Origin of the sequence: Halomicronema hongdechloris C2206 (assembly GCF_002075285.3) — a bacterium.
GTDB lineage: Bacteria > Cyanobacteriota > Cyanobacteriia > Phormidesmidales > Phormidesmidaceae > Halomicronema_B > Halomicronema_B hongdechloris.
The window spans coordinates 237,533-255,009 of record NZ_CP021983.2 but is presented as its reverse complement, the minus strand read 5'-3'; the positions used below and the strand labels follow the sequence as shown (position 1 = coordinate 255,009).

Sequence of the window (17,477 nt, the reverse complement as noted above, 5' to 3'; positions counted from 1 at the left end):
GCTGTTCTTACTCGACGACAATGCACCACTGGTGCAGTTCATACTCGACACAGTGGTTGGCAATTAGGGGGTCAGCGGCAACGATTGCCTCAGCATCCTCGAGAGACTCGGCCTGAAACAAGAGCATGCCACCGCCGCGCTCGGCCCAATAGCCACTGCGGGCCTGATGACCCTTGGCAACTAGATCCTTAACATAGGCCATATGAGCCGGAACGTGCTGATCAAAGATGGCTTTATTGACAATTCCCCGCTCGATTTTGACGAACCAAGGCATGTGGTCCCCTCTGTGGATAAGCTCAGGCTTTCTGTAGACCTAGCGGGCGCTATTCGTCACCAGCAGATCTAGGGTAAACCAGATTCTCCTACCACCAACATGGAACACCAGCCCCCAATCCAGAATTCCCCGCAGCCCGACGATACCCCGCGATGGTTTATTGCCCTGCTGCCACCACTGCCGTTGCAGGAGCAGATAACGGCCATCAAACAGGAGATATGCGATCGCTACCAGAGTCGAGCGGCCCTGAGGTCACCACCCCACATTACCCTACAGCCTCCCTTTCGCTGGCCTTTGAATCGGTACGAGTCTCTCCTGGAGCATCTCAGTGCCATTGCCCAAGAGCATGCTCCGATTCCCATCCAGCTATCCGGGTTTGGGGCCTTCCCGCCCCGGGTGATTTTTATTCATGTGGCTAAGACCCCGGCACTCATGGCCAGTCAGCCAGCAGTGATGCAGGCATTAGCCGAGCGGCTAGGTATTAGCGACGAGAAATCCAAACGACGCGCCTTCACACCTCATCTGACCGTGGGCTTTCGCGATCTCACACCCAAGGCCTTTCGACAGGCCTGGCCTGAGTTTCGGCAGCGTTCCTTCCAGGCAGAGTTTGTCGCGTCCCACCTCACCCTGCTACGCCACGATGGACAACGCTGGCAAATTGACGGCAATGTTCCTTTTGCTGGGGTGCTGTCCCCTAGCCACGGTCAGAATACCAGTAATTCTGAGGAGAACTGACTAATACCCCTAGCAAGCCGATCTGATGTCGGGACAGTTGACGCCGGGGACAATGCTGATTCCCTGACTCTAGAATCACTGAGGCATCGCCTTCTCGGTAATATAGGCGTTTCAGAGTGGCTCCTTCCCCCTCGATCCAGACTGCTGCCACCTGCCCCGCCTTTATGCTCCACAGATCATTGGTCGGCCGCATCACCACCAAATCCCCTTGGCAAATCTGTAAGTCAATCATGCTATCGCCACAAACCTTGAGGGCATAATCTTGAGCTAAGTAGCGCTGCCCTGGGTGCTCCGGCAGAACCCAGACATATTCCAGGGTATCGGTGGGATGCTCTACCAGATAGCCGGCTTGGATGGTGCCCTGCAACGGTAGATTTGCTGCGAGTAATTGGTAGGTGCGGGCTCGCCCCAGCTGCCAGGTAAGACATCCCTGCTGCCGTAGCCGCTCTAGGGTATTCTGAAGCGCCGAGCGTGAGGATATCCCCAAATGCGTCTCCAGCTCACGAATGGTGGGCGAATAGCCATGCTGGGCAATAAGATGCTTCAGGCCTTCCAGCAATTGCCGGTCATTGAGGGAAAGAACCATAGAGACAGATCAAATGTACTATATATGTACTAGTGAGTTAGTTTACCCCAGATCCCTGCGGTTGTCCGGAGTCATGGAGGGAAAGTTGCTGGGCAAATTAGGAATTTAGCGAGCTTATCTGGGCTGGGGAACTGGACCTGTCACAATGGAAAGGTGTCGTCCAGAGATCTGCCATGGCTGATCGCCCGACCAAACCCCCTGGCATGAGTGATGAAAAATATGCCCGGCTCATGGCCGAGGTTAAAGCACCTTACCGAGGGCTGCGTAAGTTCGTCTATGGTGCCGTGGGGGCCTCTGGTGCCATTGGAGCTGTGATTTTTTTGACTCAGATCTTGGCTGGGCGAGAGGTCTACGCGGCCTTGCCCAACTTTCTGCTGCAGCTCGGGATCGTGGCCCTGATGGTTTTTCTGTTTCGCCTAGAGAGCCGCCAGTCTTAGCCAGTTCAACCACTGGCTCAAGTTACGTCACTGAGGAGTAACCCATGGGGCATCCTGGATTCATGCCATCGTTTTCACAGTTGTACCCATGGGCAAGAATCCGGTCATTCTGATTCACGGAATCGACGATACCCAAGCCATCTTCGATTCCATGGCAGCCTATTTGGAAGCCCGGGGTTGGCCGCTTCATCGATTCGATTTGGTCCCCAATAACGGTGATAGGGGACTAGAGCAATTGGCCCAGCAACTGGCTGATTACGTCACGCATCAGCTTCCTCCCCAGCAACCCTTTGATCTGCTGGGCTTTAGCATGGGAGGCATCGTGGGGCGCTACTACTTACAGCGGCTAGGCGGGCTGACTCGGGTGCAACGATTTGTGGCGCTGTCGCCGCCTAACCAAGGCTCCTACCTCGCCTATTTGCGCTGGAATAGAGGAGCAAAACAATTAAGACCCCATAGTCGCTTCCTACAAGAGCTCAACCGGGACCTGCATTGCCTGGCCCATGTAGCCATGACTACCCTCTGGACCCCCTTCGATTTGATGATTCTACCGGCCCAGAGTTCTGTGGTGCCCGTAGGTCAAACCATCAGCCTACCTGTGCTAGGACATACTTGGATGGTCAGTGATTCCCGCTGCTTAGCCGCAGTAGCTGCCGCCCTATCGGTTACTGTTGAGTCAACCATCCCCACCCCTGGTGATCACCCTGGCATGACCCCGACGGGATCCAACCGTCGCACTGATGGGGCATAGTTAACCATAGCGAGTAGCTCAGGTAGTAATGCTGTTGCAAAAGCGGGATATTCGCACCCAGAGCGATCCTAAGGCCCTAAATACAGTCTTAGTTTGGTTTGACCAATTCCAAGAGCTATCGTTGCCCCATACTATCTGGTTGCAGTGTCAGTTGGCCTTGATTGAGGGCTTTACCAATGCTGTGCGCCACGCCCATCAAGGGTTACCCGAGAACACCCCGATTGATATCGAGGTCACCATATCCCAAACCACGGTCGATATTTATATCTGGGATTCAGGGCCAGGATTTGATCTGATGGCCATGTTGGCCCGAAAGCTACGCACAACTAACCATGATTCCGAGGGGGGGCGGGGCCTGCGAATCATCCATCTGATTGCAGACCAAATGACCTATCAGCGCATGGCAGATCATCGTAACTGCCTGCATATCTGCAAGCACTACCAGTCAGAGGCTTAGGTACTCTGAAATCGCAAAGTGTAAACAAAATGCAGCATTCGGCGACAATTCACAGTAGTCTATTCTTTAACTGTATAATTTTGTGGAGATAGGCCATGGCTGCTTCCTTTTTGCCGTCCGTGATGGTTCCGTTAGTAGGTCTTGTGTTCCCTGCCACTGCAATGGCATTTCTATTTCTCTATATCGAGCGGGATGACGCCGCCTAAAGACCAACTGCAGTCCCAGTGATAGAGATGGCATATTACTGCTCAATGCCACACGCTGAGCCCAGAGGTGCTGGTTGCTTTGCTGCTGCTTAGGGAAAGGCGCTCGACGATATCCTCCTCCAGGGTAGGTTGGGGGAGGATATCTCTAGGTGTGAGGTTTGCCTTGGTTGCTCTAGCTAAGCTGTCGTCGTCACTGCTTCCTCGGAGTTATCGGCAGCAACGGTTTGGCCGCCATGAACTACGAGGACTGAGCAGGGAGCGTGGTGGGTCACATAGTTGCTGACACTCCCTAGCAGCAGTTCTGTCAAGCCACGACGGCCCCGGCTACCGATTACGATTAAATCAGCATTCCAGGTGCGCGCCAAATCACAAATTACCTGAGTTGGTTCCCCGGCTGATTGGGTGAACTCAGTGTCGATATTGCGTTCACGGGCCCGGGCCGCTTCCTGTCGCAGTTTCTCTAGGCCTGCTTCTTCGTAGACGGTCCATTCTCTTTGATAACTTTCCCAAGCAGTGCTGTCTAGGACGGGATAATACGCATGGTAAGACCGTACCGGTAAGCCGGGACTGCTATCGTCGTAAGCCGATAATACATGCAGTAGCATGAGTTGAGCTTGCGTGCTTTCTGCGAAGGATAGGGCTTGGTCAAATACCGTGCTCCGCAAAGCGGAATTGTCGAGCGCAACCAGAATTCTCTGGAACATGGTTGAGCCTCTCCTATGGGGCAGTGTGCGTCAAATCGGACCTCTAGCGACGCCTCAAAATGCTAGTCGAGGTTACTAATTAGACAGCTAATTAGACAGCTAAAGAAATCCGTCTAGCCATAGTCAACATTGACTATGACCTCTGAAGAGCATAAGCGTCTTGCTATCTCAATTATAGGAAAGATGTTCTAGGCTCCCTGGGTTTTGTTACATGGCCTCATAGTTATCCTGCTGGCGTTTTACTCGAGGATTGCCTCTGGGAAAGCCCTATTATCGACCGATGGCTTTGACCATGCCGATGCCACTGAAGTATAAGATCAGCACGGCTCCACCCAGAAGACTTTGGGTAATTGGATCGGTAGAGGGAGTTAAGATGGCGCCCAGAATGGCAGCCCCTAAGAGAACATAGCGCCATCCCGATAACATGCGGTCGGAGGAGGCAATGCCCAAGAGCCCTAGAAGTACTTGAATCACCGGAATCTGGAACGCTAGACCGGTGCTGAATAGCAACAACAGGACAAATTCAAAGTAACGATCAATAGACCACAGTTGTTCGACGACGTCAGCGCCATAGCTAATAAAGAAGTTTAGGGCGGCTGGAATCAGTGCAATGTAGGCAAAGACTAAGCCAGCAAAGAATAAAATACTGGAGCCTAACACGATGGGTCCTAGTAGCTTCCGCTCTCGACGGGTCAGCCCTGGCAACACGAACATGATGATCTGATAGAGGATGAAGGGACTCGCTATCAGCAGGCCACTATAGCCAGCCACCTTAAGGGAAACGAAGAAGTATTCCCCTGGGGAGAGCTGCAGGAACTTAGCGCCTTTGGCAGGAACTTCTAACAGCTCTACGATGCGGTTGACTTGAAAAAAACAGCCGATAATCCCCACCAGTACAGCGATGAGCGAGAGGAAAATACGCAGGCGTAATTCCTCCAGGTGATCGAACAAGGACATTTCGACGTCGTCAGGGGGACCGTCCCAATCGCTGTCCTGAGAGGTATTGGGGGCTTGATCGACAGTGGCAGGGCGGTCTTCGACCGTCTCTAGCTCAGGGGGCGGAGTCATAGGGCGAGCATCTGGGGCACAAGGGTCAGGAAATAGGTGCTAATCATTGTAACGATAGGGGACTGCAGCCCGCAGCCACTGACCGGATCACCTACTAACGCAGGCTGTTGAGATCGGTGGTGGGCGTCAGGGTCAGGGTAGTGACATCACCGCTATCGCCTAAGGGCATGGGCTCACTGCCATTGAGGGAAAGCTCGATACCACCGGCATTGCCGGCCACTAGCTTCACTTCACGGTCGCCACTCCAGGTTTCTTGCTCGCCACTTCCCATGATCCCCTCGAAGATGGTTTCGCCATCCACGGTGACTCGCATCCAAGAGGGAGCGGTTAATTCCACCTGAACGGTCACGGGAGCAGCCGTGGGGTCCTCGGCCGGGGTTTCCTCAGCCGGAGAGATGGTGACTGAGTCTGCCGGGTCTGGAGAGGTTGGCTCCGGTGGCTCACTGGCAGTCTCAGAGGACGGGTCGGGAAGACTCGGCTCGGGTAAGGACACGCTCCAATTACTGGGCCACTGCCATCCAGCTCTGGTCAATCCCCAGATTCCTGCTATGGCTGCGATCGCAACTATCCCTCCCCCCAGCCAGGCTAGCTTAGTTCGCGTCAATGTTGGTTGGGGATCAGCCTTAGACAACACCTTCAAGCCATGCTGCGTTTGCTTATCGACGATGCCATTGCCACCGTCAGCCTCTGCCGCCGCAGGGTCTGGTAATACGGCGACTGGGGTGACTGAGAACTGGCTGGCCACCTCAATGCCGTTGATTCCCAGGGCATCACCATAGCGCCGAATAAACCCCTGCACAAAGACGGGTTCTGGTAACAGCTCGGCATTGGCGTCTTCTAGGGCATGTAGTAAAGCCGGTCGAATAAAAATTTGAGTGGCCACCTCTTCCAGGGTGCGGCCTTGTTGTTGCCGCAGCTGACGTAGGTAGGCACCAATCTCTCGCAGTTGCTCGACTTGAGCCGGGACTAACTTGGCCACAGTACCTCGCTGAATCCGGGGATGCGCATCATTACCCTAACGGTGAGTATTGTAGTGGGAAATTAGCCCAGACGAGGAGTCGGCTACGGCATTTATCCCTGGCAGACGGGCTATTGCTGGGTCATGGAGCCTGAGATAGTTCCAATAGCCGCCGAAGACAGCCTCGACATAGCCCTTAGTTTCGGCGAAGGGAATTTGTTCGGCAAACTCATCGGCATCTCGGAAGCCGCCCCGACGGAGCCAACGGGCCACGTTGCCGGGACCGGCATTGTAGCTAGCTACCGCAAACAAAGAGTGATTGTCATACTCTCGGTGGGTGTAGTCCAGATACCAGGTGCCGAGTTTGACATTGTCCTCGGGATGGTCGAGGCGATAGTCGTTGAGGCCAATCTGACCGCGAATCCAGTCGGCGGTGGCCGGCATCACCTGCATTAGCCCCACGGCCCCGGCGACGGAGCGGATCTGGGGCTCAAACCGCGATTCTTGCCGAATTAAGGCGGTGACCAGGAGGGGATTGAGCTGGCGCTGCTGGGACCAATGGGTGATCAAGTTGCTAAATAGCAGCGGATAGAGGCCGTGCCAGTAGTCGGGGGCTTGCTGCAACTGCTGCACTCGGGCCTGGGAGTCGTCTCGGTTAGCCAGGCTAGTGAGTTGGTAAATCCCATCGAGGTGATCGCCAGTGCCCAGCCGCATCAGACCGTCAGTGAACTGCTCATCGACCGTGAGCTGCTGTGGGTCGGCGACCTCTACTTGCCAGCGGTTCCAGGCCAGGCGATCTTGGCCCAGCCGGTAGAGTTCCTCTAAGGCGGCAGACCCGGCTGGGAGAGGCCCCCGCTGGGGTGGCGCTGTGACCGAGGGCTGCTGGTGTCGCAGGGTAGTGAAGTCACCGACGTTCCAGCCCAGGGCTACGGCCGCGCGCCAGGCAAAGTAAGAGTCGGGGTGCGCTTGCAGGACTTGCTCGAATAGCTGCTGGGCTTGGTCACTCCGGCCCGCTTTTAAGGTCCATTTCCCCTGCCAGAAGATGGCCTCGGCGGCGGCCTCAGTGGTGAGGTCAGCTTGAGAAATAGGGGCGACCCAGTCGATGGCAGCTTGCCAGTTTTGCTGGGCGGCAGCCGCCCGGGCGCGGTTGAGGCGCAACTCGATGGTGGCCTCTGCCTCCGGGTATTGACTCAACAGGGACTGGCGGGCCTGGGCAGCCGAGGTGGGGCTGTTCAATGCTTCCAGACGGTCGGCTCGCCGGGATAGGGCCTCGGCGGCTCGCTGGGGAAAGCGTTGAATCACCTGGTCGAGGATGGTCAGGGCGTCTTGGGCCGGGACCAGCGTGGCCAGATGCAAGAGTCCCTGGGCCGTCTCTGGTGCTTTAGGGAAGGCCTGGGCCAGGCGACGGTAGGTTGCGATCGCAGCGTCACGGCGCTGCCCGATCTGCAATCCCCGGGCGGCGCGATAGAGGGTTTGGGGCGTGGCTGGGGCCTTGGCATAGGCAGGCCCCGCCTGGCCATAGATATCTTTTTTCCAATAGCCAAAGCCAATGGCTTGCCAGTCTTCCGGGCGGAGAGAGGCGCCGTACTCGGTCACCAATCGCTTCAGAACGGCCTCGGCCTCAGCATGATGGAGCCCATGGCGGGCCACCAACAGCAACAGGGAGCGGATCTGCTCTGGAGCGGAAGCCGTTGATAATCGCGCTAGGGCCACCTCGACGCTGCGGGGGTGGGCCGGAAACCGCTGCAACAGCTGGTCTAGGTAGCGCTGATCATGCTGCCCCAGCTGGTAGAGGGCTGCTGCCGCTGCCGGATCGTCCCCATAGGTCTGCCGTAACTGTTGCCAGGTTGCGATCGCGGCCTCAGATTGACCGGCCGCCATTTGGGTCCTGGGCCCTTGTCTGCAGCACATAGGGAGCCAGCACCGGATACCCTTGCTCTAGCTCCTGCAGCCATTCCAGGGCTTGCAATGCCTTGCCCTGGGCGACCAAATCCACCGCCAACAGGTAGCGAGCCCGATATTGGTTGAGAGAGGGTGGGGCCTGGGCCATAGCCTGCAGACGAGCCGACCGCTGCTGCGGGGCCAGTGCAGCCAATGTCAGCACTGCCGTGGACTCGGTCTCAGCGACCTGTTCTAGGGCAGGCCTAGGATATCGGGACGCCAGCGCCGCCATCCTAACGATGACAGCAATGCCATGGCCATGCCCAAAGACAGGGCACCGACACCTACCATAGCTAGCAGAGGGACCTTAGCCTTGATCTGTCGAAACACGGGACACGGTATACAGTAAACCTGATAAGAGTTCTAGCAAACTTTTGCAGGATTGGGTGGCACCATTGCCCCAGCCACCGTCCTGTGATCCAATCGAAGCAATGCTAAGCCCTATCAGCTCACCAATTTAGTAGGACAACCATGGAGTTTTACGCCTCAGATCAATCGTGTTTAACCTGGTCCGGTGACTGTCTAGCCATCGGCCTCACCGAAGCAGATTTGCCCCTGTCGGGTCGTTTAGCAGAGCTTGACGGCCGAGTGAGCGGCCTGATCCAAGAACTCGTCGATGAAGTGGACTTCAAGGGGAAAGTCGGCGATACGGCTAGCACTCGGGTGGGCAGTACCGTCCGCAAACTAGGACTCGTCGGGCTTGGGGCTGCCGACACGGTGACCTCAGAGTCCCTGCGGCGGGCAGCGGCCAGTGCCGCCCGTCTGGCCAAGGCCGAGAAGAGTGGCCAGCTAGGGCTGAGTTTACCCTGGGGCAGTGTTGACCCAGCCATGGCCGCCCAAGCCATGGCCGAAGGCATCATCCTGGCTCTCTACGAAGACACGCGCTTCAAATCCGAATCCGATACCCAAAGCAAACCCCTAGAGCAGGTGTCTTTGCTGGAGCTACCAGGGCAAGAGGCGGCCATCCAAACCGCCTGGGCGGTTTGTCACGGGGTAATTTTAGCCCGCGATTTGGTCTCGGCCCCGCCTAACGTGGTCACCCCGGCCAAGCTGGCCGAAACCGCCGCCGAGATTGCCAGCACCTATGGCATGGAGTTAGAGGTGCTGGAGCGAGAAGACTGTGAAAAATTAGGCATGGGAGCCTATCTCGGCGTGGCGCAAGCCTCAGATCTGCCGCCCAAGTTTATCCACCTGACCTATCGCCCCAACGGCACGCCGCGCCGGAAGCTGGCCATCATCGGCAAGGGCCTCACCTTCGACTCCGGGGGCCTCAATTTGAAGGTGTCCGGCAGTGGCATCGAGACCATGAAGATCGACATGGGCGGTGCCGCCGCCACCTTTGGCACCGCCAAGACCATCGGTGAGTTGCAGCCAGATGTGGAAGTGCACTTCATCAGTGCCGCCACCGAGAACATGATTAGCGGCCATGCCCTGCGCCCAGGAGATATTTTGACCGCCTCCAACGGCAAAACCATCGAAGTCAATAACACCGATGCCGAGGGCCGGTTGACCCTGGCCGATGCCCTGGTCTTTGCCGAGAAGTTGGGACTCGACGCCATGGTGGATCTGGCCACCCTGACCGGAGCCAGTATCATCGCCCTAGGAGATGACATTGGCAGCCTGTTCAGTCCCTACGATGATCTGGCTCAGGCGTTGAGCCAGGCAGCAGAAACTGCCGGGGAAAAGCTCTGGCGCATGCCCCTCGAGGAAAAATACTTCGAAGGCATGAAATCGGTGGTGGCCGACATGAAAAATACCGGCCCTCGTCCCGGCGGCTCCATTACTGCCGCCCTGTTCTTGAAGCAATTCGTCAAAGACACCAACTGGGCCCATTTAGACATTGCTGGGCCGGTGTGGAGTGAAAAAGAAGGACCCTACCACCCTCCGGGAGCGACGGGCTATGGTGTGCGCACCCTGGTGCAGTGGGTGCTGAGCTAGCCAATGGACTCAGGTCTGTTGGTGCTGCTGGGGGCTGGAGTGGTTGCCGGTATCCTAGCCGGGTTCTTGGGCATTGGCGGGGGGACGGTGCTGGTGCCGATTATGGTGGCCCTGGGGGTACCAGCTGTGCAGGCGGTGGCCTCCAGCAGTCTGGCCATTGTCGTCACGTCCCTGTCTCAGGGCAGTCTGCAGAACTGGCGCATGGGCTACTTGAATCTGTGGCGGGTTTGCTGGCTGGGGCTGCCGGCCCTCTTTACGGCTTGGGTGGGCCAGGAATTGGCTAATCTGTTTCCCGAGTATGGGCTGCTGGCGGTTTTTGGCCTGTTTCTGCTGCTCAATATCTACCTGGTGGGGCTGCGTAAGCAGGTGGTGGCCCATTATGGGGGGCAGGTTTCCACTGTGGTTGCCCGGGGGACGACCCTGGAGCCAGAGCGGCCTGGCTGGCAACAGCGGCCGGTAGTATCACGGTTGATGATTGGTAGCCTCGCCGGCTTCTTAGCGGGGCTCTTTGGGGTGGGCGGCGGAGTGGTCATGGTGCCCTTGCAGATTGTATTGCTGGGGGAGCCGATTAAACTGGCGGTGCAGACGAGTTTGGGGGCGATTGTGATCATTGCCCTGGCCGCCTGTGGTTGGCATGCCATCAGCGGCAACGTGCAGTTTGAAACCGGCTTGCTCCTGGGGGTTGGTGGTCTGGCCGGAGCCCAGATCAGCACTCGCTTTTTGCCGAAGTTGCCCGAGCGCGTGGTCAGTCACATGTTTCGCCTACTCCTGGGGCTGATGGCGGTGTACTTTTTCTGGAAGGCGGCTATGGCAGGCTAGGGGTTAGAGAGATAGGTGGATGGGGTGGTGGGAAAACGGAGGATGGCTTGCCCTGAGCGTAGTCGAAGGGAGAACGGAAAGGGGAAAGGGGGAAGGATGAAGGATGAAGGGGGAAGGAGGAAGCAGAAAGGTCCATTGCGTCCCTGCCGATGCGACGCGATCTACAACGGCTGATCGACCATCTTTTCCGCGGGGTCCAGGGCGGTAGTTCGACTGCGTTGCTCCTGCAGTTCGACTTCGCTCACTACGAGCGGAGCCGCTTTGCGAACACCACAAGCGGTTCGCCCTGGTCGTCGGAGTCCGAGGGGAACGAAATCCCCTCGGGTGAGCACTTTGACCCGGGACATTTAAGTGTGGCCTGATCGTAATCCACCGCTCCTGAACGACAAACCCTTCCAGGCGGTTAGGGGGGTAAGCGGTATTCCGTTGGCGCAGACTCAAGCTTGCACTACAAACTCACTCTAGGACTCGGTCCTGAATTGTAACAGGAGCTACAGTCTATGGGGACAGCTAACGCCTATATCAGTAAGGCATTGTTGCCCATCGCAGAACCTGGGGGAGACGCTGCCCGTGTTATTAGATGTCTACGAACCAGGGGATTTTTATGACGAGTTGTTCTTAGCGAAAGAACAGCCCCGCCCCGAAGCTGAGCTGTTAGTGAAGCGGATCAATGGCCTCTCGCTCGAGGAATTGAAACAACGGCAGCAGGCTGCTCAAAATACCCTGTTTAAGTTGGGGGTGACCTTCAATGTCTACAGTGATAGCCAGGGAACGGAGCGAATTTTTCCCTTCGATGTGATTCCCCGCATCGTGCCTGATCAAGAATGGGCCTGGCTGCAACGGGGATTGAAGCAACGGGTGGAGGCACTCAACTGCTTCGTGCATGACATCTATCACGATCAAAAGATCATCCAGGATGGGGTCATTCCCAGTCATGCCATTGAGTCGGCGCCGGGTTATTTAACTCAATGTCTGGGTCTCGACCCTCCCCATGATGTCTGGTGCCATGTCACCGGCACCGATCTGGTGCGGGATCGGGATGGTCGCTGGTATGTGTTGGAGGATAATCTGCGCTGTCCGTCGGGGGTGTCCTATGTGTTAGAGAACCGGCGGGTGATGAAGAGTAGCTTTCCCCAGTTGTTTGCCGCCATGGATATCGAACCGGTGGATGACTATGCCAGCCAGTTGTTGGATGCGTTACTGAACCTGGCGCCGCCGACATTGTCGGATCCGCGGGTCGTTGTGTTGACGCCAGGAATCTACAATTCGGCCTATTTTGAGCATTCGTTCTTGGCGCAGCAGATGGGGGCGGAATTGGTAGAAGGGCGAGATCTGGTGGTGGCCGATGGCTATTTGCAGATGCGCACCACTAAGGGTCTGCAGCGGGTGGATGTGATCTACCGACGCATCGATGATGAGTTTCTCGATCCGAGGGTGTTGCGCTCGGATTCGCTGCTGGGGGTGCCGGGACTGATGGAGGTCTATCGCCATGGCCGGGTTGCGATCGCAAATGCTCCCGGCACCGGCGTCGCCGACGATAAATTGGTCTATGCCTACGTACCCGAGATGGTGCGCTACTACCTAGGCGAAGAGCAAATCATTCCCAACGTGCCCACCTATCTGTGCGAAGAGCCCAAACAACAGCATCACGTCCTCAGCCAGATTGACCAACTGGTGGTGAAAGCCACCAACGCCTCCGGTGGCTATGGCATGTTGGTGGGGCCCCAAGCCAGCCCCGAGGAGCGCGAAGAATTTGCCCGTCGCATTCAAGCCCATCCTCGCGGCTATATCGCCCAGCCCACCCTCTGCCTATCGCGGGTGCCGACCCTGGTAAGCGACCAGTTCCAAGGCTGCCACGTGGATCTGCGCCCCTACATCGTCTATGGCAAAGATATCTACGTCAACCCGGGCGGTCTGACCCGGGTAGCGCTGCGCCGGGGCTCCCTAGTGGTCAACTCCTCCCAGGGAGGCGGCAGCAAAGATACCTGGGTCCTGAAAGCCGCCAAAGGCTAAGCCGACCGCACAGGGGGCCACTTAGTTACGAAAGGTAGAAGGCAAGGCAGAAAGGAAAATCCCGATAAGTGCAGCCTTGCCGCGCTAGTCAATAGAGGCATTACTTCCACCGCAGAATATACCCCCCGGATTCCGCCCACGTCACCGATTGCACTCAATCTCTAAGCCATGCTCAGCCGAGTCGCCGATTCCATCTACTGGATGAACCGCTATGTAGAACGGGCCGAAAACGTGGCCCGCTTTGTCGACGTTAATCTCAATTTGCTGATGGACGCCCCCATCGGCATGCAACAGCAATGGGACCCCCTGGTGGTGATCACCGGCGACCAAAAGATTTTCAAGGAACGCTATGGCGAGGCCACCGCCGACAATGTGCTGCGCTTTCTCACCTTCGACCGCAGCTATCCCAACTCGGTCATTTCTTGCCTACGGGCGGCCCGAGAAAACGCCCGCTCGGTCCGTGAGATCATCTCCTCAGAAATGTGGGAGCAGGTGAATGCCTTTTATCTGATGGTGAAAGAGGCCGCCGACAACGGCTCCCTCTCGGATTTGCACAGCTTCTTCCCGGAAGTCAAAATGGCTAGCCATCTCTTTGCCGGGGTAATGGACGCCACCATGGCCCACAACGAAGGTTGGCACTTCGGCCAATTAGGACGATTGCTAGAACGGGCCGACAAGACCGCCCGCATCCTAGACGTCAAATACTTCATTCTGCTGCCGGAAGTCAGCGACGTCGGCTCTCCCCTCGATGACCTGCAGTGGATTGCCCTGCTGAAATCCGCCAGTGCCTACGAGATGTACCGCAAGTGCCAGTATCGCATCACCCCCATCGGCGTCACCAAGTTCTTGATTCTCAACCGCGAATTTCCCCGCTCGATTCAATTTTGTCTGTTGCAAGCAGAAGAGTCGCTGCATAACATCGCCGGCACCGTCACCGGCACCTGGCGCACCAGCAGCCAGCGAACCCTGGGTCGACTGCGCTCAGAATTGGATTACACCACCATCGACGAAGTGGTGCAAGCAGGCATGCACGAGTTCCTAGACAACCTGCAAAGCCGCCTCAACGACGTAGGCCACAAAATCTTCGACGATTTCTTTTCGCTGCAGACAGTCTGAGATCACACTTGTAGCAGCCATAGAGCAGGACCGGTCAAAAATGGTTGCGTCCCCCCCCCCAAAACTCCATGGGTCCCGCCTAAAAATGGCCGCGTCCCAGGGCAATGCTCAGAAATCAGGGGCCTCCAGGCCAGCGAATAGCCCCAGAGCGGTCCGCTATTCCAGACCAGCCTAGTGCAATGGGGCGGTTATTCTGACCCAGATCTCAGACAGGCTTAACCGACGATTGAAACTTGCATAAAGCAGCAACGGCAACCATTAGCGGCATCGACCCTAGTGTTACGTTTAACCCCTGGACAACTATCAGCCTACAGGCTGGTTCCCATGAAATGAATCGCTAGAGTGAGTCGGCTGTCCCCAGGTGTCCGTCCGAGACTGGGGACAGCTTTTTCTTAGGATGGTCTTGCCGCCCCCTGTTCCGTAGGTCCTTTCCTTGCCAAGCGTTGCTTACCCAGTTTCAGCGGCACGACCTACGCTAACCCATCCCCCCATCCACTCTCCCTATGCCCTCCGGGCAGGCAAAGCCTTTCATGTCGCTTGGCGAAACGACTACGCCCAGGGCAAGCCGTCCTCCCACCTATTCATCAGGGTCCATAATCGGCTGAGAGCGCCACCAACGGGTCCCTTGCACCAGGGTATGCGTGCGCCACGATACCTCGGTGTGGGGGAAGTCAGTGCGGTAATGCCCCCCGCGGCTTTCCTGCCGGAAAGCAGCACTCTTAAGGATGAGCCAGGCACTATCGAGGAGATTTCGCAGTTCTCCCCATTGCCGCAGGGTGTTCTCAGACAATGTTTCTGGCAGCTGGTAGGACGTAGCAGGCGTTAGGGTCTCGATCAGTTGGCTGAGGGGATGCTGGGCGAGCTGTGTCTGCCACTGGGTCACTCGATCAATGGCAGGGGCGAGCCGATCCTGATGCCGACAGATTCCAGCAGTTTGCCAGAGTAACTGAGTTAGGGCGGCTCGCCACGCTAGCCAATCTATCGAGGGCAGCTCTAAGGGCGACAAAGGGACAGGGGAAGACCAGGCTACGGCTGCAATGGCGTGGATGGGAATGGTCCTAAGCTGGGCACCGTATACCAGGCACTCTAGCAGGGAGTTGCTGGCTAGCCGATTGGCTCCATGGACACCAGTGCTGGCGGTTTCTCCGAGGGCATAGAGGCCAGAACAGGAGGTGGCGCTGGTTAGATCGGTCCAGATGCCTCCCATCCAGTAGTGGGCGGCGGGGGACACGGGAATCCGCTCCTGTAGGGGATCTAGGCCCCATTGACGGCAGACCTTGAGAATATTGGGGAATCTCTGCTGCAGCCGGTCGGTGGGAATTGGGCGCAGGTCTAACCAGACTACGCCAGTCTCGTTCTTTTGGGCTTGCAGGTGGGAAAAAATGGCTCGACTGACGATATCTCGAGGGGCTAGCTCTCCTTGGGGATGGTAGTCGAAGGCGAAGCGATGGCCGCTGTGGTCGATTAGGTGAGCCCCTTCACCGCGTACGGCTTCACTGATGAGGAAGCGCGGGGCTTTTGGCAAGGTGAGGGCAGTGGGATGAAATTGAACGAATTCCAAGTCCCGCAGCAGGGCCCCAGCTCGCCAGGCCATGGCAACGCCGTCGCCAGTGCTGGCTGGGGGATTGGTGGTCTGGGCAAATACCTGGCCGCCACCACCGGTGGCCAAAACTGTTGCCGCCGCCCTAAACCAGTGGAGATTGCCCTGATACAGACTGAGGACTCCCAAGCAATGGCCTGCTGAGTCAAGCCACAGGTCGATGATGAAGGCCTGTTCCAGAATAGTGATATTAGGACGGGCCAAGACCGTATGGACCAGGGTTGAGATCACGGCATGGCCGGTGGTGTCGGCGGCATGGAGCACTCGGCGGCGAGAATGGGCGGCTTCTAGGGTGAGGGCTAGCTGGCCGTTGTCGCGATCGAAGGCGACCCCTAGGTCCACTAGGTGGGCAATGCAATCGGAGGCGTGCTCGGCTAGCTGTCTGACGGCATCTGGATCACAGAGTCCACCTCCTGCCTGCAGAGTGTCAGCGATGTGCAGGTGTACGGAATCATCAGGTGCGATCGCAGCAGCGATTCCCCCTTGAGCCCAATCACTGGCCGATCGATCCAGGGTATCTTTCGTGATCAGACAGACCCGTAGCCTTTGGGGCAGGCTCAGGGCAGCATACAGCCCAGCTGCACCGCTACCAATCACCAGCACGTCGATCGCATTTGGAAGGGAAGACTGGACCAAGACAGTTCACTCAGATATGGCGTTGACCAGCAGCGTTGGACAAGTTTAACGCGCCATGGCCAATTCTGCGGCAACTGACTAGCTGGCACTCGTAATATCAAGTGTGATGTCAGTTGCTACAAGAATCGCTCCGATCAAGGTACCTAGAACGACCACATAGTGATCTTCAGGCCATCGATCGGAGCGAAATCAAAAACTGGATTGGGACTGGAACCGTTTACTTGTAAACGCCGTTGTTAAACCGATCTGCCCCTTCTACCAGGGCCGGATCCGGCGGAGTCACGGTGAAGTTATCGAGATTATCCTTTAACACCTGAACTTGGCGCTCACTTAGACCCGGTAAGTTCAAGACATCCTCCACAGAACCATAGGGAGCATTAGTCAAAATCTTACGGGCCAGGGTGGGATATAAGCCAGGATAATCAGTGAAGGCCTGAACATTAGCATTATTCAGGTCTAATTTCGAACCGTACTCGGTGCCTAGCTTGGCATCAACGGGATTGCGAATCTCTTCTGCCAACACCAGAGATGTCATCCCATTGCCATGGAGTAGTGCCGCTGTTGCCGGCGGGGCAAACAGACCACTCATGGACGTAAACAGTACACCCAACGCAATTAATAGGCCTAACAATCGTTTCATCTGCCCTAGTCCTCTCACAGATAGAAATCTATACACAGCATCTAATAATTAGAGACTACCATTTCAGCCTGCGCATCGGACCAAGGATTCTGATCGTTGTCCGTAGAGAGGCTGGGATCAGCTAGGCAATGGCGTCGGAAATATAGGGTCAGGGCCTGATTCCGCAGTCTAATGGTCACCCTGGGCTGAAGGAGTAGATGATTGCGCAGGCATTGTCTCTGAGAGACGTTCTAGCTCTTCAATATAATGCTCGCCTATGTCTTGTCCGTCGATCAAAATGGGCTCATAGTGAATCTGTCCCCGCAATGATACCTGATGGCGCAACGGCGGCAGCGGCTCCTGGGTCAAGATCCAGATGTCGCCCGAGCGATCTCGCAGTTGGTAGAGGCCACTGTTGAGCAATGGAATTTTTGAGGTGACTCGGCCCTGCAAATAGACCGGGGCTGTTCCTTGATCGGGAACAGCCTCAATAGAAATGGGAATGGCTGAAGGGCGAGCCGACGACGCAGACCGGAAGGGGGGGGGGATGACGAGGTGCTACATCCCCATATACTGAGCAATATTGCTAACTGGCTCAGACCCCAGAGATAGGATGGCG

Annotated in this window: 20 protein-coding genes; 9 read left to right on the top strand and 11 right to left on the bottom strand. The window is 56.8% G+C overall.

Features of this window, described 5'->3' with window-relative positions:
• Positions 1-7: 7 nt before the first annotated feature.
• Positions 8-274, bottom strand: a complete 267-nt coding sequence (locus tag XM38_RS01175; protein WP_080810803.1) for a YciI family protein — start codon at positions 272-274, stop codon at positions 8-10.
• 99 nt (positions 275-373) lie between these two features.
• On the opposite strand from XM38_RS01175, the gene XM38_RS01170 reads away from it, so the two are divergent.
• Positions 374-1,009, top strand: a complete 636-nt coding sequence (locus XM38_RS01170; RefSeq protein ID WP_080810804.1) for a 2'-5' RNA ligase family protein — start codon at positions 374-376, stop codon at positions 1,007-1,009.
• On the opposite strand, the gene XM38_RS01165 is transcribed toward XM38_RS01170, so the two are convergent.
• A complete protein-coding gene (locus tag XM38_RS01165) occupies positions 969-1,595 on the bottom strand; it encodes a LexA family protein (protein ID WP_080810806.1) in 627 nt (208 codons plus the stop codon). The two genes, XM38_RS01170 and XM38_RS01165, sit on opposite strands and share 41 nt — an antisense overlap.
• Positions 1,596-1,768: 173 nt before the next feature.
• Here XM38_RS01165 and XM38_RS01160 point away from each other — a divergent pair, with 173 nt between their 5' ends.
• The 4 genes from XM38_RS01160 to psaI all read left to right on the top strand — a co-directional run bounded on the left by XM38_RS01160 (position 1,769) and on the right by psaI (position 3,446).
• On the top strand, positions 1,769-2,032 hold the full coding sequence (locus tag XM38_RS01160) for a DUF3493 domain-containing protein (RefSeq protein ID WP_080810808.1): 264 nt from the start codon (positions 1,769-1,771) through the stop codon (positions 2,030-2,032).
• A gap of 88 nt (positions 2,033-2,120) precedes the next feature.
• Positions 2,121-2,783: an esterase/lipase family protein gene (locus tag XM38_RS01155; RefSeq protein WP_137454978.1), complete on the top strand. Its 663-nt coding sequence runs from the start codon at positions 2,121-2,123 to the stop codon at positions 2,781-2,783.
• A gap of 28 nt (positions 2,784-2,811) precedes the next feature.
• Complete coding sequence (locus XM38_RS01150; protein ID WP_080810810.1) at positions 2,812-3,240, top strand: ATP-binding protein; 429 nt, start codon at positions 2,812-2,814, stop codon at positions 3,238-3,240.
• A 95-nt stretch (positions 3,241-3,335) separates the two neighbouring features.
• Entirely contained in the window at positions 3,336-3,446 is a 111-nt protein-coding gene (psaI, locus tag XM38_RS01145) for a photosystem I reaction center subunit VIII (RefSeq protein ID WP_080810812.1), read from the top strand.
• A gap of 176 nt (positions 3,447-3,622) precedes the next feature.
• Here the strand turns inward: psaI and XM38_RS01140 are convergent, their stop codons facing one another.
• The 6 genes from XM38_RS01140 to XM38_RS26645 form a co-directional block, all read right to left on the bottom strand.
• Entirely contained in the window at positions 3,623-4,150 is a 528-nt protein-coding gene (locus tag XM38_RS01140; RefSeq protein ID WP_080810814.1) for a universal stress protein, read from the bottom strand.
• A gap of 270 nt (positions 4,151-4,420) precedes the next feature.
• Positions 4,421-5,218 (bottom strand): twin-arginine translocase subunit TatC, encoded by a 798-nt coding sequence (gene tatC / locus XM38_RS01135; RefSeq protein WP_080810816.1) that lies wholly within the window; start codon positions 5,216-5,218, stop codon positions 4,421-4,423.
• Between the two features lie 94 nt (positions 5,219-5,312).
• On the bottom strand, positions 5,313-6,197 hold the full coding sequence (locus tag XM38_RS01130) for a helix-turn-helix domain-containing protein (RefSeq protein WP_080810818.1): 885 nt from the start codon (positions 6,195-6,197) through the stop codon (positions 5,313-5,315).
• A gap of 36 nt (positions 6,198-6,233) precedes the next feature.
• Positions 6,234-8,057, bottom strand: coding sequence for a lytic transglycosylase domain-containing protein (locus XM38_RS01125; protein WP_225889139.1), 1,824 nt, complete (start codon positions 8,055-8,057; stop codon positions 6,234-6,236).
• Entirely contained in the window at positions 8,038-8,349 is a 312-nt protein-coding gene (locus XM38_RS26650; RefSeq protein ID WP_225889137.1) for a hypothetical protein, read from the bottom strand. Before XM38_RS26650 ends, XM38_RS01125 begins: the two co-directional genes overlap by 20 nt.
• Positions 8,310-8,447: a hypothetical protein gene (locus tag XM38_RS26645; protein ID WP_225889136.1), complete on the bottom strand. Its 138-nt coding sequence runs from the start codon at positions 8,445-8,447 to the stop codon at positions 8,310-8,312. Before XM38_RS26645 ends, XM38_RS26650 begins: the two co-directional genes overlap by 40 nt.
• A gap of 141 nt (positions 8,448-8,588) precedes the next feature.
• Here XM38_RS26645 and XM38_RS01120 point away from each other — a divergent pair, with 141 nt between their 5' ends.
• The 4 genes from XM38_RS01120 (at position 8,589) to XM38_RS01105 (ending at position 14,003) form a co-directional block, all read left to right on the top strand.
• A complete protein-coding gene (locus XM38_RS01120; protein WP_088428855.1) occupies positions 8,589-10,055 on the top strand; it encodes a leucyl aminopeptidase in 1,467 nt (488 codons plus the stop codon).
• A 3-nt stretch (positions 10,056-10,058) separates the two neighbouring features.
• Positions 10,059-10,874: a sulfite exporter TauE/SafE family protein gene (locus XM38_RS01115; protein ID WP_088428853.1), complete on the top strand. Its 816-nt coding sequence runs from the start codon at positions 10,059-10,061 to the stop codon at positions 10,872-10,874.
• A 570-nt stretch (positions 10,875-11,444) separates the two neighbouring features.
• Positions 11,445-12,887, top strand: a complete 1,443-nt coding sequence (locus XM38_RS01110) for a circularly permuted type 2 ATP-grasp protein (protein WP_080810826.1) — start codon at positions 11,445-11,447, stop codon at positions 12,885-12,887.
• 168 nt (positions 12,888-13,055) lie between these two features.
• Positions 13,056-14,003, top strand: a complete 948-nt coding sequence (locus tag XM38_RS01105) for an alpha-E domain-containing protein (RefSeq protein ID WP_080810828.1) — start codon at positions 13,056-13,058, stop codon at positions 14,001-14,003.
• Positions 14,004-14,580: 577 nt separating this feature from the next.
• Here the strand turns inward: XM38_RS01105 and nadB are convergent.
• The 3 genes from nadB to XM38_RS01090 all read right to left on the bottom strand — a co-directional run bounded on the left by nadB (position 14,581) and on the right by XM38_RS01090 (position 17,311).
• Positions 14,581-16,239, bottom strand: a complete 1,659-nt coding sequence (gene nadB / locus XM38_RS01100; protein WP_080810829.1) for an L-aspartate oxidase — start codon at positions 16,237-16,239, stop codon at positions 14,581-14,583.
• A 217-nt stretch (positions 16,240-16,456) separates the two neighbouring features.
• A complete protein-coding gene (gene psbU, locus XM38_RS01095; RefSeq protein ID WP_080810831.1) occupies positions 16,457-16,879 on the bottom strand; it encodes a photosystem II complex extrinsic protein PsbU in 423 nt (140 codons plus the stop codon).
• A 168-nt stretch (positions 16,880-17,047) separates the two neighbouring features.
• Complete coding sequence (locus tag XM38_RS01090) at positions 17,048-17,311, bottom strand: hypothetical protein (protein WP_080810833.1); 264 nt, start codon at positions 17,309-17,311, stop codon at positions 17,048-17,050.
• Between the last annotated feature and the right edge of the window lie 166 nt (positions 17,312-17,477).